Consider the following 22,536-nt stretch of genomic DNA (forward strand, 5'->3'; position numbering starts at 1 on the left):
TAAAAATGCTAGCAACAGAAGCTGATATCGCAGAGGGTATCCAGGATAAATATTTTTTAAAATTTGGTACCGGTAGCCGTGAGCAGGTGCGCGTATTCCGTTCACCGGGAAGGATTAACCTCATCGGAGAGCATACCGACTATAATAATGGCTTTGTACTGCCTGCCAGTGTGGATAAGGCGGTTTACTTCGTCATCGCTCCCCGGGAGGATGATCAGGTGATCCTCTACGCAGCCGACCTGAACCAGACGTACTCTTTTACATTAGACGACCTTTCCAAACCTGAAAAGTCGTGGTCGCATTATCAGATTGGTATTGTAGATCAAATCCAGAAAAAAGGATTGCAGATAGGCGGCTTTCAGGCCGCATTCGGAGGTAATGTGCCGGTTGGCGCCGGACTTTCCTCATCGGCGGCACTCGAATGCTGCCTGCTGTTTGCATTGAATGAAATATACGGGCTCAACCTGGACCGTTTAGGCATCGTCAAAATGTCTCAAAAGGCCGAGAATGAATATGTAGGCGTGCAATGTGGTATCATGGACCAATTTGCTTCGGCATTTGGAAAAGAAGAGTCGGTAATCCGCCTCGACTGCCGCTCGCTGGAATATGAGTACTTCCCCTTTCCGATGGACGATTACCTGATCGTCCTTTGCGATACCAGCGTAAAACATTCCCTGGCCAGCTCCGAGTACAATACCCGCCGCCAGGAATGCGAAAAAGGCACGGCTATTCTGCAACAATACGATCCCCATGTTCTGAGCCTTCGGGATGCTACCCCTGCCCTGGTAGAAACACATAAAGACGAGATGGGCGATGTGGTGTACCGTCGCTGCAAATTCATTACCGAGGAGATTCAGCGTGTACAGGACGCCTGCGACCTGCTGGTTCAGGGTAATCTGCCGGATTTTGGCAAAAAAATGTATGAAACCCATTTCGGCCTACAAAACGAGTACGAAGTGAGCTGCCCGGAACTCGACTTTCTGGTCGCGCAAACGGCGGATGACGACACCGTGTTGGGCGCTCGGATGATGGGTGGTGGTTTTGGTGGCTGCACGATCAATTTGGTGAGAAAGGAAGAAGTCGAGGCTTTTGAGATAAAAATGAAGCAAGCTTACCAAGAAAAATATCAGATCGACCTGCCCTGCTATCGCGTAAAAATCACCGATGGTACCGAGGAAGTCGCTTTGGCGTAACCTGACCATTTATACAAACTCTTAACCTTTGACTATGAGAAGAATCCCTTTTTTACTCACCGCACTGACCGGACTGTTCCTTTTCAGCTGCTCAAAAACCAAGAATGACGAAAAAATGATCAGTACTATTTCCAAAGAGGCATTTGGCCAACTTCCCGATGGGCAGACTGCCGACCTGTACACACTTACCAATGCCAACGGCATGACGGTCAACATTACCAACTATGGCGGGATCGTCACCAAACTCACAGCGCCTGATAAGAAGGGTGAATGGGCGGACGTCGTCCTGGGTTTTGATTCACTGGCACCTTATCTGAGCGGACATCCTTTCTTCGGTGCGTTGGTAGGGCGTTATGGCAACCGCATTGCCAAGGGGAAATTCAAACTGGACGGCCAGGAATATTCACTGGCTATCAACAACGGTCCGAACGCATTGCATGGCGGAACAAAAGGTTTTGATAAAGTACTCTGGAAAGCCACCGAGGTCAAAGGCGATTCGACTGTGGGGTTACAGCTTGAATACACCAGCAAAGACATGGAAGAAGGTTACCCCGGCAACCTGACAGTGAAAGTGGTTTACACATTGGATAATGACAATGCATTGACCATCGATTATACCGCCAACACCGACAAGGCAACCGTTATTAACCTCACCAACCACTCCTATTTCAACCTCACCGGGCTGAAAAGGGACATATTGGATCATGAAGTAACCATTTTGTCCGACAGCATTGTACCCGTCGATACCACATTAATACCAACCGGAAAGCTGCGGGCAGTAGAAGGAACGCCATTCGATTTCCGGAAGGCCACCAAAGTCGGTGCTGGCATAGACAAAACGGAAGACGAGCAGATCAAGGCCGGCGGTGGTTACGACCATTGCTGGGTCATCAAGCGGAGTGAACCGGGCCTGATACCATTTGCAACCGTGAAAGATCCGGAAAGCGGCCGTGTAATGGAAGTATCCACGACAGAACCGGGCGTGCAGCTCTATACCGGCAATTTCCTCGACGGCAAACTGACTGGCAAAAACGCGACCTATTCGAAACGTTTTGGCCTTTGCCTCGAAACCGAGCACTATCCGGATTCACCGAATCAGCCCCAATTCCCGACCACTACATTGAAGCCGGGCGACACGTATCATACGACAACGAAGTACAGGTTCTCGGCAAAGTAAATAGCTTTGCCATTCGATTAGACGGGTGTTACCGGCTGCTATTGGCCGGCAACACCCGTATTTTTGTCAAACTGTATGCTAGCCAGCCAGCGTTGAATATCCCTTACCAGGCATCCTCATCCTTCATACAACAAGTATCGCGGTCGCAGGCCTTTCGCAAAATTCAAAATCGAATGAGATAATGTCGTCTGGGAAAGGCCTGCGACGTCATTTTCCCGGTTGAACAGGCCCATTCGGGAAAGATTGATTGATTGTAGCGGGTTTTGCCTAATTTTGCCGTATTATTTTTTAAACATCCGGATAACGATCCGCATTTGCACATTCCCAATGCTTACTAAAACCGTAAAAATCAGCAACGTTACCAACCTTTCCGATGCGCGTTACTGCGCCGGAATGGGTGTCGAAATGCTCGGTTTTTCCATTGACGAAGATTCGCCTCATTACATATCTCCTAAAAAATTTGAAGATATCTGCTCATGGCTGGCTGGTGTCACACTGGTAGCCGAGACGGGGAAGACGGATCCGGATGCAATCCTGCGTGCGCTCGCGGAGTATCCTGTGCACGCTATACAGGTCAATGACCCGGGAATGCTGAATTACCTGCGTGGAGAATTGAACCTGCCATTGCTGCTGCGGGTTAGCGTGGACCTCTACGACGCCGAAGAGATCATTCCGATTCTAAGCCGCTACGAGGGAGAAGTCACTCACTTCCTGCTGGAAAGTGATGAAAATGCCGAACTATCTGAGGCCTGGATGCAGGTTTTGAGCAAAATAGATCCGGAATATCCCATCCTGATCGGGTTTGGCCTCGATAACGAGTATACCGTCACCGCCCTGACCGAACTATTCCCGCATGTAGGCATCGCATTGCGCGGAAGCGAAGAAATCCGGCCTGGCTACAAGGATTTTGGCTCGATGATGGACATTCTGGAAGCATTGGAAGAGCAATAGCCCCTTTTTTCATCCATTTTAAATACATTCTCCTCAAAAATATCCGTTTAACACGCCCTTCCGCCGATAATAATTTTCCGGTTTACAGTATCTTGCATTACCTACTACCTTTGATTACAAATAAACACTAAACTAATCATGGAAAAGAAATTGCATCGTATACCTGACCAGGCAGTTTTTGGAGGAGTTTGCGCGGGAATCGCTCATTATCTGCAAATTGACGTGGTAATCGTACGCGTGATCTTTGTCGTTATGGCGCTGCCGATACTGCCTCCCGGCTTTGGGATGACGGGATTGTTGTACATTATCCTCTGGGCAGTGCTGCCGATTGGTTCGGCAGGGGACGTGTACACCGCACACACTACATTCAGCGCGGAACCCTCCAGGTCATCCGAGCCGCTCGATAAAAAAAGAGCCGATCAAACGATGATGATCCTCGGTGGCGTGCTGATTTTCTTTGGTGCCTTGATGCTGATCGATGATTTCCCGGTTTGGTACCAGTTTAAAAAATACTTCTGGCCCATCGCTCTGATTGCCATCGGAGCTTTTCTGATCCTTCGCCAGCGCGACAAGCAGCAAGAAAACAATTCGACCGTGTACCCGACAACGCCTCCGCCCGCGGAACCGGTGGCTCCTGGTCCCGACCCGGAGCCGTACACGCCTTTCTCTCCTGCTTCTTCAACAGGGACGCATTTCCCGGAAGACCCTGAATTGAAAAAACCCGACCATGGTGATGACGATGTTATCAAAGTCAACTAACCTTCCCGGATTTACCAAAAACCATATAGCCATGAATTTCAAAAACATTTTCTGGGGTGTAATCCTCATCGTCATCGGTTCGCTGTTCCTGGTGGAAGAACTGACTGCCTTCGATTTCGGGCGCTTCTTCTGGCCGATTATCCTGATAGTAACCGGTGGGTTGCTGCTGTTGCGCAACTTCCTGAATTCCGACAGTGCTAACCGATCAAACATCTAAGATCATGAAAAACTCGCGTGGTATCGTTTGGGGTGGTTTACTGATCATTCTTGGGATGATCTGGCTGCTCAGGAGTATGAATTTACTGAATATCGACTGGGATGCGATACTCCCCTACTGGCCTGTGCTCCTGATACTTGCAGGGGCCTTATTGCTGGCAACAGGCAACCAGCGAGGCTCTGGCGGCGTAGTCGCATTGCTCATCACACTGGCTGTCCTTGGCGGTGTCGTTAATAAAACGCACGAGGCATTTGACAATCATGGCGACAACTGGCATTTCGGATGGGACGACAATGATGATGACCACGAATACGGCTATCATCACGAAGATCATGACGATGGTGATCAAAACGACCAGGACGATGACCGGGACGACGACTACGAGAACGATCGTCGTGGCAACCGGCCGATCAACGGCTCATACAATTATGAAATGGCGGATTTTATCCAGAAAGCCAATTTCAACCTCGAAGGCGGCGCCGGCTCATTCTCTCTGAATGGCAATACAGCCAAGCTTTTCGAAGCGGATACTAAAAGTACGATGGTCGGTTTCCGGTCGAATACTTCGGTGAACAAGCTGGACAATTCGGCGACGGTTACTTTAAAAATGGAGGAAGGCAATGTCAAAATCAAAAACGGTGAGATTTCGAATCAGGCGAACATTCATTTGAATGAAAGGCCCGTCTGGAACATCGATCTCGGTATCGGTGCCGGCAAGGGAGATTTTGATTTTAGTAACTATAAAGTTGAAAAACTGAAAGTAAGCACCGGTGTCGCTGACATGGATATCCGGCTCGGCGATAAAATGCCGACTACTAACGTGGATATCGAAGCTGGCGTAGCATCGGTAACCCTCGAAATACCAACGTCCGTTGGCTGTGAAATGCACATGGATGGTGCGCTGAATGCCAAGAGTATGCAAGATCTCGACAAGGTGGGCGACGGGCTGTACCGCTCGGCAAATTTCAGCACCGCCGCAAAAAAAGTGATTATACGCTACGAAGGCGGTCTCACCAGCATCAATATCAAACGATACTAGGGCAACCGATTCTATCCGTTCAAAAAAGAATATCTTTGCAACCATTGCAGAGATATTCTTTTTTATGTTCAAAACCACACTAAACCTGCTGCTGGCCGCACTACCGGCGTTTCAAAGCAGCGCCCAGTCCTCCCGGCCGCTTCCGGCCATCGAACAGAAAATGGTTGATAAAGGACTTGTCGATATACAAAAGTTGGATCCCGAAATTTTGGTAGAACTCAAATATTCAACTACCGACAATTTCATAGGCAGAGATGTGTACGGCGACCTTACCCGCGCCTACCTGCAACCGGAAATGGCCAAAAGGCTTGCCAGCGCGAATGCGCTCCTGAGGCGATTGAAACCTGGTTATAAGCTGCTCGTTTACGACGCTGCTCGTCCTAACTCGGCACAATATGATCTTTGGAATGCACTGGATGGCCTCAAAATCCCTCCACGTAGTAAGACCCAGTACGTGGCCGATCCCAAAATCGGTTCCAATCACAATTTCGGATGTGCAGTGGATCTCACTATTACGGACGAAAAAGGCACCTCCCTGGATATGGGCACCCAATTCGACTTTTTTGGGCCTTTGGCATATCCGCGTTCGGAACAGGAAATGCTAAAGAAAGGAAAGCTGACGGTCAAACAGATCGAAAACCGTCAGCTTTTACGAAAAGTGATGACCCAGGTGGGATTCAAGGTCAATACCACGGAATGGTGGCATTTCGATGGCATGTCGAAAGCGCAGGCCCGGGCTAAATATGGAATGATCCCCTAAGAAAACTAGTCAGCGCGGACACTACTCCCACCAGAAACCTCCTTTTCGACCTTGGGGTTGCCACGATAACGTACACTGCTCGCACCACTCGCCTTCACATCCAGCAGGCGTGTAACCCACACGTTCGCATGACTGGCTCCCGAAATATCCAGATCGGATTCTTCGGCTGACAAATCAAACGCATTCAGTTGTGATGCGCCCGAAGCTTCACCGTCCAGAAATTTCATTTTACCATACACACTAAGCTCGGACGCTCCATTGATATCAAATTTCAATGTGGTGCCCGAACCATCGAAATTGCATTTAGATGCACCCGAAAGGTCAATCTCAATGCTGGGTAAATTTTCGAAATTACCGATCGTCGCGTTGACGGCTCCTGAAAAATCTACCGAAGCGAGATCCGGCATTGTAATATCGATATCCATTCTACGACGGCTCTTCCATGAATTATTATAACGAGCAGTCAGTTTTCCGTCTTGTACAAAAATATTCAGATCGTCAAGGTCATTCCGCTCACCGGTCGCGGAAACCTCAAAAGAAGGGCCTGGCGTTACATGTACATAAAATGCATTCCCCATTTCGAGCTCGTCAAAGTTGCGAAAATCGAATGTACGGGTCGTTTCACCTCTTGGCGGGATGTCTTCATCTTTGTTAATGCAAACACAGGACTGAGAAATCGCGACAATACTGAGTGTTAGGGATAGTTTAAGGAAGAATTGTTTCATGGCTAAAAGATTTTTGGGACTATGACAACTCTCCCCTTAGTCCCCCCTATGAATAAAAAATATTTTTTATTCATAGGGGTAATGCAGCCGGTAGTTGTCATGTTCAAAAGGAAATTCAAACGTGTCAACGACCGCTCTTCTATATCAGGAACCGCTAATCGAAAGAGATTATCTATTTTTGACCGAAAATCAAAAACAGATAACGGTGTACTCTTCCGACCCAGAAATAGTCAGCGCAATACGGCGGGGCGATGAACAGGCCTTTGAGCGGACCTTCCGTACCTACTATCCACGGCTGTGCAATTACGCCTGCACGATGCTCAAAGACGAAGAAGAATCGGAAGAAGTCGTTCAGACCGTCTTCCTGACTATCTGGGAAAAGCGGGAAGACCTTGAAATCACGCTCTCATTGAAATCCTATTTGTACAGGGCCGTACACAACCATTGTCTCAATCGTTTCAAACATTCCACCGTGCGGGAGGCGCACAAAGACTATACACTGAACTTCACAAGCCAGTCTTACGATTCGGTGACGGAGGTGATCCATGCTAGTGAATTGGAAGAGCGCATTGAACGGGCAGTAAGTACATTACCCGAACAATGCCAGAAAGCATTCAGATTAAGCCGCTTTGAGGAGTTGAAATATCAGGAAATAGCAGATCAGTTGGGTATATCCATCAAAACGGTTGAAAACCAGATCGGGAAGGCGCTGAAAATACTACGGACAGAACTGGCAGACTATCTGCCTGTTACGCTGTGGCTTTGTTGTACCATTGTTGAACAGTTAATCAGATCGTAACCATGAACTCATCTCATGCAAACATATCGGAGGAACTGTTAGCACGTTACCTGGCAGACACCGCCTCGGAATCCGAACGAAATGAAGTAGAAGCATGGCTGGCCGAATCGGAAGACAATGCCCGCGAACTGGCCACTTACCGGGTGATCTGGGATCACACAGCATCCATGCCGAAAACGCGCATGACCATAGACACGGACGCGGCGTGGAACAAAATGAAGGCTAAAATGGGTGAGCGTCCGGCCCCAGCCGCGAAACCGGAGGCCAGGACCATCGACTTCCGGCCTGGGGTCCGCAAACGCCGCTTACCGGTAACGGTTTGGGCAGCGGCAATGATTGCCGTCCTGGTGATGGCATTCGGATGGTTTTTCCTGATTTCCGAGAAAACACCCGGGTCACTGAACATCGCGACCACAAACAATACCACAGAGCAAATCCTGCCGGACGGAACCAAAGTGTTTCTCAACTATAATTCAACGCTGACTTATCCCGAGCATTTTAGTGGCGATCTCCGGACAGTTTCCCTGCACGGAGAAGCATTTTTTGATGTAAAACCCGATGCCTCCCACCCGTTTGTGATTCAGGCCAATGGCACCGAAATCCGGGTTCTGGGAACTTCTTTCAATGTAAAAGCTTACAAGGAGGCTCCTGTACGGGTGGATGTCGCGACCGGGAAGGTACGCGTAAGCAAAGATTCCCACCGCGTGGATCTCGTTAAAGGACAAAGTGCAGAAGTACTTCCCGACTCAATCAGAAGCCTGCAAGCCAACCTAAACATCATGAGCTATCGCACACAGGTGTACGACTTCAATGCTGCGGATCTGGAAGATGTTGTCAATTCGATTCGCGACGGGTACCATGTGGATGTTCGCCTCTCCAGTGACAAAATAGCGCAATGCAGACTGACCATCCGTTTCGAAAAAGAACCTGTGGATGCGACGCTGTCGGTCATCGCGGAAACACTCGATCTCAGTCTTCGCAAAGATGGTAAAGTGTACTGGCTGGACGGAAAAGGCTGTCAATAGTAACTACAAGATATCCTGCTTTGAAACTGAAACACTACAGGTCTGCTTTTTGGTGTATATGCCTTTGTCTGCTTGCGGGCCATACAGAGGCGCAGGAATTACTGGAAAGACGCATTACGATCAAGGTAACGAATCTACCGCTGGACGAAACGCTCCAGAAGATCGGTGACCTGGGCAATTTCAGCTTCTCATACAGCCCCGATCAGATCGATGCCAAAACAAGGGTATCGATTCAGGCAAGCAATCTCAGTGTCAGAGAAATACTTACAACCATTTTTAAAGACAAGGTCACATTCAAGGAAAGGCGCAAGTACATCATCCTTCAAAAAAACACGACAACTGAACAGCCTCAAAAACCTGAAAATTTTGACCTTAACGGTTACATTATTGATAACAAAACAGGTAAAAGGCTTGCCAATGCGAGTATTTACGAATCCGTAACACTGGCTTCGGCCGTCAGTAATCAATACGGCTATTACAAAATTCGGCTGCCGGCAGCACGGCCTTCACTCCGTCTGGAAGTAAGAAAGGAAGATTATATCGGCAAATCCATCCCCATTCCCATACGGAAGGATACGTATTTTCAGATTTCACTCAATCCGGATACACTGAAACCCATTTCCGGTAAAATGGCTTCAAGGAGTTCGGTGCAAGTGGATTCATTGCATCACAAAGTAGCCATTCCACAATTCCAGGTCGCCGCCAAAGAAACTGCCCCACAGGATAGCATCATTACCGATAGCACCACCAGTCAGCGCCTCGCGGGTATGCCTGATTACCCAAAGCTGCGGAGAACCTATCGAAACGTTCAGAATAAATTCGTTTCTGCATTTGCTTCGGCCAAGCAGGCCATTCACACGCGAAACATCCAGGACACGCTGTACAGTCCTTTTCAGGCTTCCATACTTCCTTTTTTAGGAACCAATCATGGGCTGAGCGGGAATATCATAAATGACTATTCCATCAACCTGATCGCCGGGTATTCGCTCGGTGTCGCCAAACTGGAAGTGGGTAGCTTAATAAACGTAGTGAGAGGGAACGTAACGGGTTTCCAGCTCGGCGGCGTTGCAAACGTCGTCGGGAACAACGTAGCAGGCTTTCAGTACGCGAATGTACTGAACATGACACTGGGTAATGTGAACGGATTCCAGGGAACCAACTTTATTAACTATATCGGTCGAGATCTTACGGGTTTTCAGGTGGCGGGTGTTGGCAATGTGGTGGTCGGCACACTTCGGGGCTACCAGCTGTCGGCCGGGTACAACTATGCGCACACTGTAAAAGAAGGGCATCAGATCGGCTTTGTGAATTATGCTGACTCCACTGCTAAAATCCCTTTCGGCTTGTTCAGCTGGGTGCATAGTAACGGTTACCGGCGTTACGAGTTTTCTACAGATGAATTCAATTATTTCAATACCGCATTTAAGACGGGCGTCAGCCGGTTCTATAATATTTTCAACCTGGGGTTCAACGGGCTGGCTGCTGACAAGCCACTCATTACCATCGGTTACGGTTTAGGAACCGCTCAGAATCTGGGCAGAGGTTGGATGGCCAATGCCGACCTCACGGGAAGCTTTGTCATTCCCGATCACGAATCCGCCGAAGCTTTGGGACAGGGTTTGTTCAAATTTGCATTGGGTATGGAAAAGAAATTCGGCTCCCGATTTGCTCTTTTCGTGGGTCCATCGGTAAACATGTTTACCTCCAAAGACTCAGGTGTTATCAATGCAGCTGAAAACAAAGGGTTCTCTCCCATCTGGATCGGAAGAAAGCCCGACAATACAACCAAGATCTATGGTTGGGTCGGGTTCCAGGCAGGAATCAGGTTTTGCAATAAGATCTGAGCCGATCTGCCACTTAAAATCCGATGCGTTTCCTCCCGCTCTGCACGGCTGCACCATTCACGTAAGACCTGAGTTCCATCAATTCTTTTTCGAATCCGCCCGACAGAATCGGGAAGCGGCACCACGAGCGAGGGTCAAGGTTACGGTCGTCCAGGTGAAATGAAGGTGCATAGCGTTCACGTTTCCATTGGTTCCGGCTCCATAGCTTGAAAAACCGTTCAGTCCACCCCAACAGTTGCTCCGCACTGTAAGTATCTTTGTACCGCACATACAAACGCCGGTATGATTCCACCGGCGACTTTTTGTCCCTGATCGCCAGTCCTTCCAGGTCGTTGAGAAACTCATAAGGCATTAAATCAGCCTCATCCGTTTGCGTTTGTGCCAATGGCCGCAACTCAGCTGTCGGTTGCAGGCTATTCACCTTTTTCAAACCTTCTATCCGGATATGTCTTCCCTTCACTTCACAGCCTACCGTTTCAAGCCAGCGGAGCCATTGCCGCAGATAATATTTGTCGATGCCTGCCAAGGGACTGATACTTCCCGACGTGTCGCCGTCCATCGTGGCATACCCCACTGCCGCTTCCGAACGGTTAGAAGTCGCCAGCAACAGATGGTTAGCTATATTGGTCAGTAACCACACGCCCGGAGCGCGTACCCGCGCCTGGATATTTTGCAATGCGATATCATCTTTCTCCCATGTGAGCTTTCTTCCTATCTGCCCTTCTATCAAATCCTTATAGGTTTCGACCAATCCGTTGATGTTCACATTGTAAAATGTAGAGCCGATTGATTCCGCCAGCGATTGTGCGGATTCGAGTGTGTCGACAGAACTGTTCTCCGTTCCCTGATAAATATTATGGATCAGCACTTTGGCTAGTTCTTCCTCCGTTTTGGCCGATTGAATATCCCTGATGTATGAAAGCTTCTGTTTGAAACGATCCATACCGATGCTTTCGTCAGCCAGCCGGATCATCAGCCCGCACAGCGCGGTACATGCACAGGAGTCGGCACCGCCGGATAATGATATCGTGTAGCCATTTGACCTGCTTTTTCGAAGGTAATCAAACAATGCAAGGCATTCTGCACGCGCAAACTCCTCTTCTTTCAATGCGCCTCCTTTTTCAAAGGGTTCAATATCCGGCACCTGCGTTAAGACAGGCTCTATTTCTGGGAAATCAAACCGCGCCGAAATACGCCAGGTCCTCTCCTTGGCCGGGACTGCAATTTTACTTTGCACCTGGCTCAACCGCGTGTATTCCGTATCAATTACCGCTGTCGTAATCACGTAGTCTTCATAGCTGAATCTGGGGCTCGACGCCAACAAGTCACCATTGGAGGCAATCATAGCATCACCATCATAAATGGCCCTCCCCGCCTCGTTACCCAGCAAATTGGTATAGATATAACTGCAAGAAAATGACCTGGAGGCGTCTACTACCAGCTTTTCCCGCACCATAAATTTATTGAATGCGAAATGGCTTGCGCTTGGATTGAGAATGATGTCTACGCCCCGTTCATAATGTCGTCTGGCCGGACGGTTGGCTACCCACCCGTCTTCACAAATTTCAAAGGCTATTTTTACTCCGTGAGAACCTCCCAGGACCGGCCCGGGGGCAACATCAAAGATCAGGTCTCCGATCGGATAAAACATCTGATTCACTTCAATACTCTCCACCACACCCGGTTGCCAGGGTTTAAACCAACGCGCCTCATAATGAATACCGTTGTTCGCCAGATTTTGTTTGCAGTAAAAACCGACGATCTGCTTGTTGGCGATCAGACAGGCTGTATTGTACAAGCTACCGTTATGCCTCATTGGCAAACCCACAGCCACAATCATTCCCGCTGTTTCGTCGGCTATTTCCAACAGGCAACGCTGCGACTGCTCCACCATATCCGGAGCAAAGAAGTAATCGTCGCAACCATATCCTGAAATACACAGTTCGGGCAAACACAGCAGGCTAACCTGCTGCTTTCTGGCCTCTGCGATTGCATCGATAATATTTCTGGTATTGGCCTCCCAGGCCATGGGTGTCTGGTTTACGACTCCGGAAGCAACTTTGATCAATGGCATGGATCGGATATGTTTTTCTGACGCGCTCTATCTTCGTTCTAAATCAAGACAGGCAACTTAATAAAAAAAAGCCTTTTTCGAAGCGCTTATGTTTTTTCCTATTTTTGTCAACAACTAATTTAAAGAACAGATTCCTCTTGCAATTTCCCTCATTCATCGCCAAACGGATTCGCCATAACGAAGCAGGATCATTTTCTGCAACGGTTTCACGGATCGGTGTGGCCAGTATCGCGATTGGTATTGCGGTGGGGATTATCGCTTTCGCTGTTCTGCTGGGTTTCAAGCAAACTATCCAGCAAAAAATATTCCTTTTTGGCGCGCATATCAATGTCAATGCGTTTTCCCAGGGCAACACCTATGAGGAAGGCCCTTTGCCTTCCAAAAACCCGGTTACAGAGGTGCTCCCAGGCATTCCTGAAGTGAAACGCTGGCAAGCGGTGGCCCACAAATCGGGTATTCTTAAAACACCCGACGAAATTAAAGGCGTTATCTTGAAAGGCGTTGGAAAGGATTATGATTGGGAAACTTTCAGAAGCAACCTTGTGGACGGTAAGCTTATCGAGCGCAATGATTCCTCTTCCATCCGTTACGGGTATTCTTCACAGATCCTGATCAGCAAAAAGATCGCGTCCCAGTTACGGCTCAAGACCGGTGATGAAGTGATCATGTACTCGCTGCAAAATCCGCCGCGACCTCGTAAACTCATTATCAATGGAATTTACGAAACGGAAATGGAGGAGTTTGACAACAACCTCATTATCGGAGACATCGGTCTCGTACAACGGCTCAATGGCTGGGGTGCCGATTCGGTCGGTACTTATGAAATCTATCTTAAAGATTTCCGGGACCTCGACATGGTTACGCACGAGTTACGCCGTGTATTGCCACCCGGTTTGTATCTTCAAAAGGTGACCAGCCTTTTTCCGCAAATTTTCGACTGGCTCATCCTGCTGGACCGCAATACAGCTGTTTTCCTCACGCTGATCCTTTTTGTAGCCTGCTTCAATATGATTTCGATCCTGCTGGTGATGATCATGGAAAGAACGCCGCTGATCGGCCTGTTAAAAACATTAGGAAGCCCTAACCGCCAAATCAGAATGATCTTTTTCCGCGTGGGTCTGGATATGGTGAGGAAAGGCCTCCTGATCGGCAATGTCGCCGGCCTGTTTCTTTGCTGGCTGCAGTATCAGTTCAAACTCATTCCCCTCGATCCGGTCAATTATTACATGGACACTGTTCCCATTGTATTTGACTGGGGAATTTTTGCGTTGGTCAATGTAATAACGGTGATCATCACTGCACTGATTCTCTTAATCCCCACCCTGATCATTACCCGCATTCAACCCATTAAGGCTTTGCTCTTCAAGAAATAGCCGGTTACCGGGTAATCAGTCTGGTCAGCAGTCTCAGATCCGTTGTAAAATCAACCGGAGGAAGAAATTCTACTTTACCGAAATCGCCCGCAAGCGGGTTTAATATGATGTTCCGTTCAGTTGGGACAATTGCAGAAGGAACTGTAAAAGCAATAATGGAAGGGTCACTCAATATCTGTTCGCCAATCCACTGAGTGTAAGTAATGTCATCTGTCCAGTTCTTTTTAAGCAGATTTTCGTCTGTGTGGAATAGCAGCTTGGCATCATCCGGAACCCGGATCCGTAACAAAGCCAGTCGCTCCATATTCTCCCGGTACTCGGCATGAACAAATTTTTCAAGCAAAGCGAGCGAAAGATGCGTACTGGCATAAATACACGGCAATCCCACTGAATTCCACCGTCCGCCAAACAACTTTGCGCCCGAACCTGTCAAATCACCTATATACGCCCTGGCTGCGATGCGGTAGGCGGTCATATATAAACACCATGTTCCATACGCCCGAGCTCATTACAGATCAGCTTTACTCCCCAGAACGACCTCAAAGTCGAAAAATCCTGCACCTCTCCCAAAACCTCCCGGGATGTCCGCAACCATGCCTCCAGCGATTTGGAATTACCAAATACAAGCAGACCAAGATCGGCCATATTTTCGAGCTGATAAAGATGCTCGGCATACAATCCCTCGAAGTGCTTTCCATCTTTCAGATATCTATGCAGGGTTCTGTCGCTGATATGGAGAATATCAGCCCATTCAAGCTGTGTAAATGGCAGTTTCTCGATAAGGCTTTGAAACCTTGAAACGGGAAATTCTCCGATTTTCTTCCTTGCCATATACAAAACTTCCGGCTCTGCAGCGATACGTAAAGGAATGGTTTCTTCCGGTATCTGATATAAGATCTTTTTCATACTTACCGAACTTTGTCTTGTCAAGATACGACTTTTTTCAGCAATAGTTTAAGCACTTTACTAGGCTCTGGTTGCCTCTTACCAAATGGCTTTGTTCAGTAATTCAGCGGCTCTAAAAAGTGTCTCATCGTTCTTAGCAAAACAAAAACGCAATGTTTTGTAATCCGTCTCGTGTGCGTAAAATGCCGAAACCGGGATCGATGCCACGCCCGCTTCTCTCGTCAGCCGCTCCGCCAAAGCCAGGTCATTTTCATCGGACAAATTCGCGTAGGACACATTCTGAAAAAAGCTTCCTTCCGAAGGCTTCATCAAAAAACCGATGTCCCTGATCGAGTCTATAAACAGGTTTCGCTTGCGCTCATAAAATGCCGACAGCTCCAGATAATGCGCCGGCTCTTCCAGGTATTCTGCCACGGCAAACTGGAACGGCGTCACAACGCTGAACACCAGAAACTGGTGGATCTTACGGAATTCGGCCGTCAGTTCGGCGGGAGCCAGGCAATAGCCCAGTTTCCAGCCCGTGGTATGAAATGTTTTACCAAACGAGCCACAGAGAAAGGTCCGCTCGGCCAATGCAGGAACCGATGCGATGGAAATGTGCTCCCGGCCATCGAAAACGATGTGTTCATAAACTTCGTCGCTAATGACAATCAAATCGTGCTGCTCTGCCAAAGCCGCCAGTTGCTGCAAATCACCCGCTTTCCACACTTTACCTGTGGGATTATGAGGTGTATTGATGATGATAGCGCTTGTCTTCTCTGTGATCCGGCTCCGTACAATGTCCCAGTCGATGGTTTCATACTGGGGGTCGAGCGTTACAAAAACGGGAATCCCGCCGCTCAGTTCAATGGCAGGCACATAGCTGTCGTAAGCAGGTTCGAATACAATCACCTCATCGCCAGGATACACCACGGCGCTGATCGCCACAAACAATGCTTCGGTAGCGCCACTGGTAATGGTAATTTCCGTAACCGGATGGTATTCCCTTCCCGATGCCGCAAATGTCTTGCGCGAAATGGCCTCTCGCAATGGTAATACGCCCGGCATGGGCGCGTATTGATTTTTGCCAGACCTTATATACTTATCCACCAATCGCTGCAAATCCGGCGCGCAATCAAACTCCGGGAATCCCTGAGCGAGGTTGAAAGCACGGTATTCTTCAGCCAGCGCCGACATCCTGGTAAAAATAGTAGTGCCTACATTCGGAAGTTTGGACCTCAGCCCCTTTTTCAATAACATATCCATTGATTTTTCAATACAAATACCGCATCAGCCATCGCCCAGCCAAATATAACAGATGACTGGCAAGCTCATGCGGTATCGGCAATTCTTACAGCTAGATTTGCATTACCGGCCCTGATAAACCGCCTTTAACACAGATTTGATATCAGGCGTATTGTCAAAGTTTTCGTCAACAAAAGAATATCCGATCCGCCTGTCTTTTCTCAGCACAAACAACGACGGCGTAAACACTTCCTCGGAAATGCCCGCGATACGGTCCCAGATCGGCGATGTTTCCGAAAACACGCCATATGACCTGGCTACATTGTAATTTTTGTCATGGTATATGGGTACATCAGGCCCAAGTTGCCTGGTAAGACGCAAGATCTCCTTTTGCGTCTCATTGGTGAGGATCAGCAGCTGACCGCCAAAAGCTTCAACCTGCGGGGCCAGCGATTTGACGGCCTCCAAATGCCGCGGTGCATAACTTCCCCAGCAATTGCAGTAGAAACTCAAAACCAAAGGTTTGAAACGCACAAGGTCTAAAACAGATTTTGTTTCATGGACTTCCGATAGGCCACTTAGTGATGTGACGGGAAGGCCATCTTCATTTCTGAGATAGAAAAGCGGGGCCATTTCACCGCTTCCCGGCGGCACTATTTGTTCCGCTGCTTCTTTTTTTCTGATCCGGAGAGTCGACACATTACCTACCTCGTCTTCAATTTCGTAGTACATCATTGCCAGGGGAGTTTCTGATTTGACCCAAATTTATTATTAATCTATATATCCTACAAATTTAATAGACTTATTTTTTAAGTAAGTGAATTAGTATAAAAATCAGTCATACACTTATAATGCTGATCCTAACCTTGATCTCTTATGAAATCCGTTACCCGGTTCACCATCTTTATCATCTTATTTTTTACGCAATCAGCGCTTCTCGCTCAAAGTATTCAATGGAAGGAAATATATCCGGGCATCTGGAAAGGTGTCGCCGGTAAACCCGACAGCTACGATCTGCTCAAGGCAGCGGACGTCACTCCTTCTCCTGCACTAAATGCCCTTGAGAAGGCCGCTTTTCCACTCGATAAGGCCAATATCTCCTTCCAGCTCAATGGAGGTAAAACGTATCTGCGTTTACCACTCGAAAGGAATGAACAACTCTACGGGTTTGGTCTGAATTTCCAGACTATCCATCAGCGTGGTCGTATCATGCAACTCCATGCCGATCATTACGGTAAGTCCGATAATGGGAGAACACACGCTCCCGTTCCGTTCTATGTATCGTCCCTCGGTTATGGTGTTTTTGTCAACTCAGCCAAGTATATCGATGTATATGCGGGTTCGGGAGTCAGAAAGGATAGTAAGAATCCGCCCAGGACCATGGACAGGAATACCGACAAAAACTGGGAAGCACATCCCTACTCCGATGCAGTGGAAATGCTCATTCCGTCAGAAGGCATTGAGATTTACGTCTTCGCCGGCCCTAAACCGTTGAATGCCATCGAGCGATTCAACCTGCTGAACGGGGGCGGTTGCCTGCCGCCGCGCTGGGGCCTCGGCTTTACGCAACGCGTACACCGGCTTTACACCGCCGATCAGGTAATGCAGGAGGCAAAAGCTTTCGAAGAAAAGGGCTACCCTCTCGATTTCATCGGCCTCGAACCGGGCTGGCAAACCAAATCATATCCCTGTACATTCGAATGGGACCGCTCCCGATTCCCCGATCCGGCTGGATTTATCAAAGGAATGGGTCAAATGGGTGTAAAAGTGAACCTATGGACCAATCCTTACGTGTCGCCCGATGCATCCATTTACAAAGCCATATCCCCTTACACGGGCACGCATACGGTCTGGAACGGCCTTGTACCAGACCTATCCATGCCACAGGCCCAAAAGATCCTGTTCGACCAGTTTGACAAAGAGCATGTAAAAATCGGGGTGAGCGGATATAAGATCGACGAGGTAGACGGCTTTGATTCCTACCTCTGGCCCGATGTCGCAACATTTCCCTCCGGACATTCTTCCGAACAAATCAGACAGACTTACGGGCTGCTCGTCCAGAAGCACAGCTTCGAAGTTTTTCGTAAAAACAATTCCCGTACATACGGGCTCGTGCGTGCGTCCAACGCAGGAGGTTCGTCGTTCCCTTACGTAATCTACAATGACAATTACAGTCACGAAGATTTCATTACTGCCTTGATCAACAGCGGTTATGCCGGCGTGCTGTGGACGCCCGAAGTGCGTGCTTCGAAAACGGCGGAGGAATGGCTGAGGCGTTTTCAAACCGTTTGCTTCTCACCCATGGCGATGATCAATGCATGGGCGAGCAGCATGCAACCCTGGACCTTTCCTGAAGTAGCGCCACAAATCAAAGCCCTGGCACAGCTCAGGATGCAGATGATGCCGTACTGGTACTCCGAGTTTGCCAAATACCACTACAATGGCACCCCTCCTTTCCGCGGAATGAACCTGGAAGAAGGATTTGGAATGGACATCAAAAAGGAGAAAACAGAGCACAACCTGCAAGAGAACCCCTATGAAGAGGCGGTTACCAGAGAAGTGAAAGACCAGTACATGGCAGGAGCGTTTTTACTCGTAGCGCCGCTGTTCACCGGTCAGACTTCCCGCAAGGTGATCCTGCCGAAAGGGAAATGGTACGATTTCTACACCGGAAAGCTGGCGGGCGACGGTGAAGTAATTACGATTACGCCCGGTATAGATCGCATACCGGTTTTTGTAAAGGATGGCGGCATTATTCCAATGATGCCCACCATGCTCCACGCACCGAAGACTGGCGAGAAAACCGATCTCGAAGTCCGGCATTACGGACAGAAAATCGGAGATTACAAGTTGTATGATGATGACGGTGAATCATTTGCCTATGAAAAAGGCATCTTTTCCTGGCGCAACATCCGGGTAGAACGCCAGGCTGATGGCAAGCTCAAAGGCAGTATTTCTCAGGCAGAAGCCGGTAAGCCCAACACAGTAGGCAACGTTACGTGGCGATTCATGACGGAATAGCACTGATGCTATCGAGGTCCCGGAAGTCTGACGTAAAATTTCCGGGACTGAGCGGCTTTTTAGCCAACTCATCCGCAAGAAACTCGGGATAAACGCTGATCGACCCAAGGTCGTCCACGTCATGCCATTTGAAAAGCAATTCGTCATCTCCCTCCACACCAAAAAAATCGTCCTGGTCTGCCACGTCCCTAATCTCCATCAGGAAATAAAATCCGATTTCGTGATATCTGCTGCCATTGTAGTGGAAGAAATTCTCGGAAACCCACAGCATTTTACCGACTTCCACTTCCATTCCGGTTTCTTCGTGCATTTCACGCCGCAATGTGTCGCCGGAAAACTCAAAAAGTTCGGCCCGACCGCCGGGAAGCGTCCAGTAGTTATCCGAAGGAGTCTTATGCAGTAGCACCTTGCCATTCGCAATAGCCACGCCGGCTACCCTGTAATTGAACAAAGCACCATTAATAGGAAGGCTGATCATCCGTTTGCAGTTTTTTCGGCTAAACTACGGTTTTTCCAACAGACGAGGCCCGTATCGTCAATGCTGTTTTCAGCGAGCGGGTTTCGAACTTCTCATCCTTTTGTGGGTGTTCGATCAGCCTGATCAACAACTCGACGGCCTGCTGCCCCATTTCCATAGCGGGCTGCATGACGGTCGTCAAGGGAGGATTCAAAAGGTTTGCGACGCTGATATTGGTAAAGCCGACGATCGCAATTTCCTCGGGTACTCTGATACCCTTTCGCTGGAACACCGACATACATCCGGTCGTCAGCCGGTCACTGGCCGTAAAAATGGCATCCGGCGGCTCCGGTAGCGCAAGCATTTCCTCGATCGCAGCCTCATTTTCAGCTTCTATTTTTCCTCCGTACAAACAGTACTTGACATAAGACTCGTCAAACGGGATTCCGTAATCTTCCAGGGCTTTTTTATAACCTGCAAGACGTTCGGTCGTAATGGAAAGATAAATCGGGCTGGTTAAATGCGCGATCCGCTTCCGACCCGAAAGGATCAGGTGCTCGGTCGCTTCATAGCTTCCCGTAAAATTATCCGCAACCACCTTATGTGTTTCGATATCGTTGGGAACACGGTCCAGGAAAACAATCGGCAACCCCTTCCCCATCAGATCCTGAAAATGGACCAGATTCGTAGTCAGGCTCGCAAGCGAAACCAGCAGGCCGTCGACTTTCCTCGAAACAAGATAATTGGTATTCGCAACTTCCCGTTCATAGGAATCATGACTCTGGAAGATCACGACATGATAACCGAGATTATACGCAATGGACTCAATGCCATTGATGAGCTGGGAGAAAAAATGATTGGCAATCTCCGGAATAATCACCCCGATGGACTTGCTTTTGCTGTCTTTCAGACTCAATGCAATGGGATTGGGCCGGTAATTCATCCGCTCGGCATACTCCATTACCAGCTTCTTGGTCTCCGGATTAATCTCGTAACTGTTTCTCAGCGCGCGGGATACGGTGGAGGTAGAAAGATTGAGTGCTTTGGCAATATCCTTGATTGTGATTGCTTCCAATGGAAATATTTGTTTATTCCAATTTATTATTTGTTTTAAAATATCAAATTAACTCCGGAACTCGAAATCAAAACGAAGGTTTCTTTCACAAATCCATCAACGCCCGAGTTAACTGACAACGTTCCCGATAACGATTGCACAAAAAAAGACAATTCAGTATTTGATATTTCTGATTATTACGTCTAACATCGTTCGGTTGGGACCTATACAACCCGACGCTAAATATATCGGATACCCCGAAAAAGACAAATCAGAATCCATTAATGAATACCGTTAGTTTATTTGACCTTACCGGGAAAACTGCGTTGATTACCGGATGCAATCGCGGAATAGGAAAGGCAATGGCAGAAGCGCTTGCGGAAGCAGGTGCCGATATTATTGGTGTCGCTTCTTCACCCATGCCGGAAGATAGCAGCATTCATCAGTCTATTCAAAATACCGGCCGCGGATTCACAGCCTACCAGGCCGATCTGGGAATCCGCGAAAATCTTTATACGCTGATCCGCGATATCAAAGCCAACCATCCGGTGATCGATATCCTGATCAACAATGCAGGCATTATCCTGCGTGAACCCGCCGCCGAACATCCGGATGAATACTGGGACAAAGTTTTGAATATCAACCTCGATGCACCATACATCCTGTCTAGGGAGGTTGGAAGGGACATGATCGCACGCGGCGCTGGTAAAATCATTTTCACAGCATCCCTGCTGACTTTCCAGGGCGGTATCAATGTCCCCGGATATACGGCCTCTAAAAGTGCCATCGGCGGGCTTGTGAAAGCGTTGGCCAACGAATGGGCCGGAAAAGGTGTAAATGTCAATGCGATTGCGCCGGGTTACATCAATACGGATAATACCGAAGCACTCAGGAATGATCCCGTCAGGAGCAAATCCATTCTCGACCGTATTCCGGCGGGGAGATGGGGATTGCCCGAAGATTTCAAAGGACCTGCTCTTTTTCTGGCATCGAAAGCATCCGACTACATGCATGGCACCATCCTGACCGTCGACGGAGGGTGGATGGGCCGTTAAAAAGATATTTCATTTAGTATACCCATTATCAGTTGTCATCACTCATGCAGATCAGATTTGAAAGCAGCCGTAAAGAAGTCTCCCAAATGGATACGCAAACGTTACGGGAGAATTTTTTGGTAGATAATATTTTTAAAGATGGCGAAATCAATTTCGTATACAGTCATTACGACCGTGTGATCATAGGCGGTGCCATACCACTGACCACTCCGATTGCGTTGCCGGTATTTGACAGTCTGAAAGCCACCTTTTTTCTCGAAAGACGTGAAATTGGCATCATCAACATAGGTGGTGACGGAGAAGTCATCGCTGACGGTGAGCACTTTGCGATCAGTAAGCTGGGTTGCTTGTACCTAGGCAAAGGCACCCGCGAAGTTCTTTTCGCCAGTACCGATGCCGCAAACCCTGCCGCATTCTATTTGCTCTCTTCCCCTGCACACCAGGCATGCCCTACCCGGCTGTTTACGAAAGAAGATGCCGCGCCGACCACGGTTGGGAGTATGGAAACATCCAATCACCGCACCATCTACAAATACATTCACCTCGATGGCATACAAAGCTGCCAGCTGGTAATGGGTCTCACCGTGCTGCAACCAGGAAGTGTCTGGAATACCATGCCCTCGCATGTGCACGATCGCCGCATGGAGGCCTACTGCTACTTCGACGTGTCCGACAACCAGCGGGTGCTGCACCTGATGGGCGAACCGACGGAAACCCGTCACCTCTGGGTCGCCAACCGCCAGGCGGTCATTTCACCACCCTGGTCGATCCATTCGGGATGCGGGACTGCCAACTATGCATTCATTTGGGGAATGGCGGGAGAAAACAAGGACTACACGGATATGGATCCTGTACGCATAGCAGATCTCAAATAACATCTGTC

22 protein-coding genes are annotated in these 22,536 nt (G+C 48.6%); 14 read left to right on the forward strand and 8 right to left on the reverse strand.

Annotated features, from left to right (window positions below; all coding sequences use genetic code 11):
* Positions 1-5: 5 nt before the first annotated feature.
* The 7 genes from galK to BP71_RS17550 all read left to right on the forward strand — a co-directional run bounded on the left by galK (position 6) and on the right by BP71_RS17550 (position 6,096).
* Complete coding sequence (gene galK / locus BP71_RS17520; protein ID WP_496381476.1) at positions 6-1,193, forward strand: galactokinase; 1,188 nt, start codon at positions 6-8, stop codon at positions 1,191-1,193.
* A gap of 34 nt (positions 1,194-1,227) precedes the next feature.
* Entirely contained in the window at positions 1,228-2,370 is a 1,143-nt protein-coding gene (locus BP71_RS17525) for an aldose epimerase family protein (RefSeq protein WP_496381478.1), read from the forward strand.
* A 327-nt stretch (positions 2,371-2,697) separates the two neighbouring features.
* On the forward strand, positions 2,698-3,321 hold the full coding sequence (locus BP71_RS17530) for a hypothetical protein (protein ID WP_496381480.1): 624 nt from the start codon (positions 2,698-2,700) through the stop codon (positions 3,319-3,321).
* Positions 3,322-3,459: 138 nt separating this feature from the next.
* Positions 3,460-4,080, forward strand: a complete 621-nt coding sequence (locus tag BP71_RS17535; protein ID WP_496381482.1) for a PspC domain-containing protein — start codon at positions 3,460-3,462, stop codon at positions 4,078-4,080.
* A gap of 31 nt (positions 4,081-4,111) precedes the next feature.
* Entirely contained in the window at positions 4,112-4,297 is a 186-nt protein-coding gene (locus BP71_RS17540; RefSeq protein WP_496381484.1) for a LiaI-LiaF-like domain-containing protein, read from the forward strand.
* Between the two features lie 4 nt (positions 4,298-4,301).
* Complete coding sequence (locus tag BP71_RS17545) at positions 4,302-5,336, forward strand: toast rack family protein (protein ID WP_496381486.1); 1,035 nt, start codon at positions 4,302-4,304, stop codon at positions 5,334-5,336.
* Positions 5,337-5,400: 64 nt separating this feature from the next.
* Positions 5,401-6,096 (forward strand): M15 family metallopeptidase, encoded by a 696-nt coding sequence (locus tag BP71_RS17550; RefSeq protein WP_496381488.1) that lies wholly within the window; start codon positions 5,401-5,403, stop codon positions 6,094-6,096.
* Between the two features lie 5 nt (positions 6,097-6,101).
* Here BP71_RS17550 and BP71_RS17555 read toward each other — a convergent pair whose 3' ends face one another.
* Complete coding sequence (locus tag BP71_RS17555; protein WP_496381490.1) at positions 6,102-6,821, reverse strand: head GIN domain-containing protein; 720 nt, start codon at positions 6,819-6,821, stop codon at positions 6,102-6,104.
* 178 nt (positions 6,822-6,999) lie between these two features.
* On the opposite strand from BP71_RS17555, the gene BP71_RS17560 reads away from it, so the two are divergent.
* The 3 genes from BP71_RS17560 to BP71_RS17570 are packed head-to-tail and all read left to right on the forward strand — an operon-like array spanning position 7,000 to position 10,489.
* Positions 7,000-7,620: an RNA polymerase sigma-70 factor gene (locus tag BP71_RS17560; RefSeq protein WP_496381492.1), complete on the forward strand. Its 621-nt coding sequence runs from the start codon at positions 7,000-7,002 to the stop codon at positions 7,618-7,620.
* 2 nt (positions 7,621-7,622) lie between these two features.
* Complete coding sequence (locus BP71_RS17565) at positions 7,623-8,645, forward strand: FecR domain-containing protein (protein ID WP_496381494.1); 1,023 nt, start codon at positions 7,623-7,625, stop codon at positions 8,643-8,645.
* A 20-nt stretch (positions 8,646-8,665) separates the two neighbouring features.
* Positions 8,666-10,489 (forward strand): STN and carboxypeptidase regulatory-like domain-containing protein, encoded by a 1,824-nt coding sequence (locus tag BP71_RS17570; protein ID WP_496381496.1) that lies wholly within the window; start codon positions 8,666-8,668, stop codon positions 10,487-10,489.
* 13 nt (positions 10,490-10,502) lie between these two features.
* On the opposite strand, the gene nadE is transcribed toward BP71_RS17570, so the two are convergent.
* Complete coding sequence (nadE, locus tag BP71_RS17575) at positions 10,503-12,563, reverse strand: NAD(+) synthase (RefSeq protein ID WP_496381498.1); 2,061 nt, start codon at positions 12,561-12,563, stop codon at positions 10,503-10,505.
* A gap of 137 nt (positions 12,564-12,700) precedes the next feature.
* Between nadE and BP71_RS17580 the strand changes: the two genes are divergently transcribed.
* The gene (locus tag BP71_RS17580; protein ID WP_496381500.1) at positions 12,701-13,936 is read left to right on the forward strand and encodes an ABC transporter permease; all 1,236 of its coding nucleotides are present in this window, start codon (positions 12,701-12,703) and stop codon (positions 13,934-13,936) included.
* Between the two features lie 4 nt (positions 13,937-13,940).
* Here BP71_RS17580 and BP71_RS17585 read toward each other — a convergent pair whose 3' ends face one another.
* The 4 genes from BP71_RS17585 to BP71_RS17600 form a co-directional block, all read right to left on the reverse strand.
* On the reverse strand, positions 13,941-14,411 hold the full coding sequence (locus tag BP71_RS17585; protein ID WP_496381502.1) for an RES family NAD+ phosphorylase: 471 nt from the start codon (positions 14,409-14,411) through the stop codon (positions 13,941-13,943).
* The gene (locus tag BP71_RS17590; RefSeq protein ID WP_496381504.1) at positions 14,408-14,842 is read right to left on the reverse strand and encodes a hypothetical protein; all 435 of its coding nucleotides are present in this window, start codon (positions 14,840-14,842) and stop codon (positions 14,408-14,410) included. The genes BP71_RS17585 and BP71_RS17590 overlap by 4 nt, the downstream gene beginning before the upstream one ends.
* Before the next feature lie 78 nt (positions 14,843-14,920).
* Positions 14,921-16,081: a methionine aminotransferase gene (locus BP71_RS17595; protein WP_496381506.1), complete on the reverse strand. Its 1,161-nt coding sequence runs from the start codon at positions 16,079-16,081 to the stop codon at positions 14,921-14,923.
* Between the two features lie 108 nt (positions 16,082-16,189).
* Entirely contained in the window at positions 16,190-16,801 is a 612-nt protein-coding gene (locus tag BP71_RS17600; protein ID WP_496381508.1) for a peroxiredoxin family protein, read from the reverse strand.
* A 141-nt stretch (positions 16,802-16,942) separates the two neighbouring features.
* Between BP71_RS17600 and BP71_RS17605 the strand changes: the two genes are divergently transcribed.
* Positions 16,943-19,087: a glycoside hydrolase family 31 protein gene (locus BP71_RS17605; protein WP_496381510.1), complete on the forward strand. Its 2,145-nt coding sequence runs from the start codon at positions 16,943-16,945 to the stop codon at positions 19,085-19,087.
* Here the strand turns inward: BP71_RS17605 and BP71_RS17610 are convergent.
* On the reverse strand, positions 19,074-19,565 hold the full coding sequence (locus BP71_RS17610; RefSeq protein WP_496381512.1) for an NUDIX hydrolase: 492 nt from the start codon (positions 19,563-19,565) through the stop codon (positions 19,074-19,076). The genes BP71_RS17605 and BP71_RS17610 overlap by 14 nt on opposite strands.
* A gap of 19 nt (positions 19,566-19,584) precedes the next feature.
* Positions 19,585-20,619: a LacI family DNA-binding transcriptional regulator gene (locus BP71_RS17615; RefSeq protein WP_496381514.1), complete on the reverse strand. Its 1,035-nt coding sequence runs from the start codon at positions 20,617-20,619 to the stop codon at positions 19,585-19,587.
* Positions 20,620-20,882: 263 nt separating this feature from the next.
* On the opposite strand from BP71_RS17615, the gene BP71_RS17620 reads away from it, so the two are divergent.
* Together BP71_RS17620 and kduI are read left to right on the forward strand one after the other, a co-directional pair.
* The gene (locus BP71_RS17620) at positions 20,883-21,653 is read left to right on the forward strand and encodes an SDR family NAD(P)-dependent oxidoreductase (RefSeq protein WP_496381516.1); all 771 of its coding nucleotides are present in this window, start codon (positions 20,883-20,885) and stop codon (positions 21,651-21,653) included.
* Between the two features lie 44 nt (positions 21,654-21,697).
* Positions 21,698-22,528, forward strand: coding sequence for a 5-dehydro-4-deoxy-D-glucuronate isomerase (kduI, locus tag BP71_RS17625; protein ID WP_496381518.1), 831 nt, complete (start codon positions 21,698-21,700; stop codon positions 22,526-22,528).
* The last annotated feature ends 8 nt before the right edge of the window (positions 22,529-22,536 follow it).

It is taken from the genome of Dyadobacter ginsengisoli DSM 21015 (assembly GCF_059568735.1).

Bases quoted from the DNA above. Each gene is read 5' to 3' on its own strand.
- galK (WP_496381476.1), top strand. From the start codon at position 6: ATGCTAGCAACAGAAGCTGATATCGCAGAGGGTATCCAGGATAAATAT.
- BP71_RS17525 (WP_496381478.1), top strand. From the start codon at position 1,228: ATGAGAAGAATCCCTTTTTTACTCACCGCACTGACCGGACTGTTCCTT.
- BP71_RS17530 (WP_496381480.1), top strand. From the start codon at position 2,698: ATGCTTACTAAAACCGTAAAAATCAGCAACGTTACCAACCTTTCCGAT.
- BP71_RS17535 (WP_496381482.1), top strand. From the start codon at position 3,460: ATGGAAAAGAAATTGCATCGTATACCTGACCAGGCAGTTTTTGGAGGA.
- BP71_RS17540 (WP_496381484.1), top strand. From the start codon at position 4,112: ATGAATTTCAAAAACATTTTCTGGGGTGTAATCCTCATCGTCATCGGT.
- BP71_RS17545 (WP_496381486.1), top strand. From the start codon at position 4,302: ATGAAAAACTCGCGTGGTATCGTTTGGGGTGGTTTACTGATCATTCTT.
- BP71_RS17550 (WP_496381488.1), top strand. From the start codon at position 5,401: ATGTTCAAAACCACACTAAACCTGCTGCTGGCCGCACTACCGGCGTTT.
- BP71_RS17555 (WP_496381490.1), bottom strand. From the start codon at position 6,821: ATGAAACAATTCTTCCTTAAACTATCCCTAACACTCAGTATTGTCGCG.
- BP71_RS17565 (WP_496381494.1), top strand. From the start codon at position 7,623: ATGAACTCATCTCATGCAAACATATCGGAGGAACTGTTAGCACGTTAC.
- nadE (WP_496381498.1), bottom strand. From the start codon at position 12,563: ATGCCATTGATCAAAGTTGCTTCCGGAGTCGTAAACCAGACACCCATG.
- BP71_RS17585 (WP_496381502.1), bottom strand. From the start codon at position 14,411: ATGACCGCCTACCGCATCGCAGCCAGGGCGTATATAGGTGATTTGACA.
- BP71_RS17590 (WP_496381504.1), bottom strand. From the start codon at position 14,842: ATGAAAAAGATCTTATATCAGATACCGGAAGAAACCATTCCTTTACGT.
- BP71_RS17595 (WP_496381506.1), bottom strand. From the start codon at position 16,081: ATGTTATTGAAAAAGGGGCTGAGGTCCAAACTTCCGAATGTAGGCACT.
- BP71_RS17600 (WP_496381508.1), bottom strand. From the start codon at position 16,801: ATGATGTACTACGAAATTGAAGACGAGGTAGGTAATGTGTCGACTCTC.
- BP71_RS17605 (WP_496381510.1), top strand. From the start codon at position 16,943: ATGAAATCCGTTACCCGGTTCACCATCTTTATCATCTTATTTTTTACG.
- BP71_RS17610 (WP_496381512.1), bottom strand. From the start codon at position 19,565: ATGATCAGCCTTCCTATTAATGGTGCTTTGTTCAATTACAGGGTAGCC.
- BP71_RS17620 (WP_496381516.1), top strand. From the start codon at position 20,883: ATGAATACCGTTAGTTTATTTGACCTTACCGGGAAAACTGCGTTGATT.
- kduI (WP_496381518.1), top strand. From the start codon at position 21,698: ATGCAGATCAGATTTGAAAGCAGCCGTAAAGAAGTCTCCCAAATGGAT.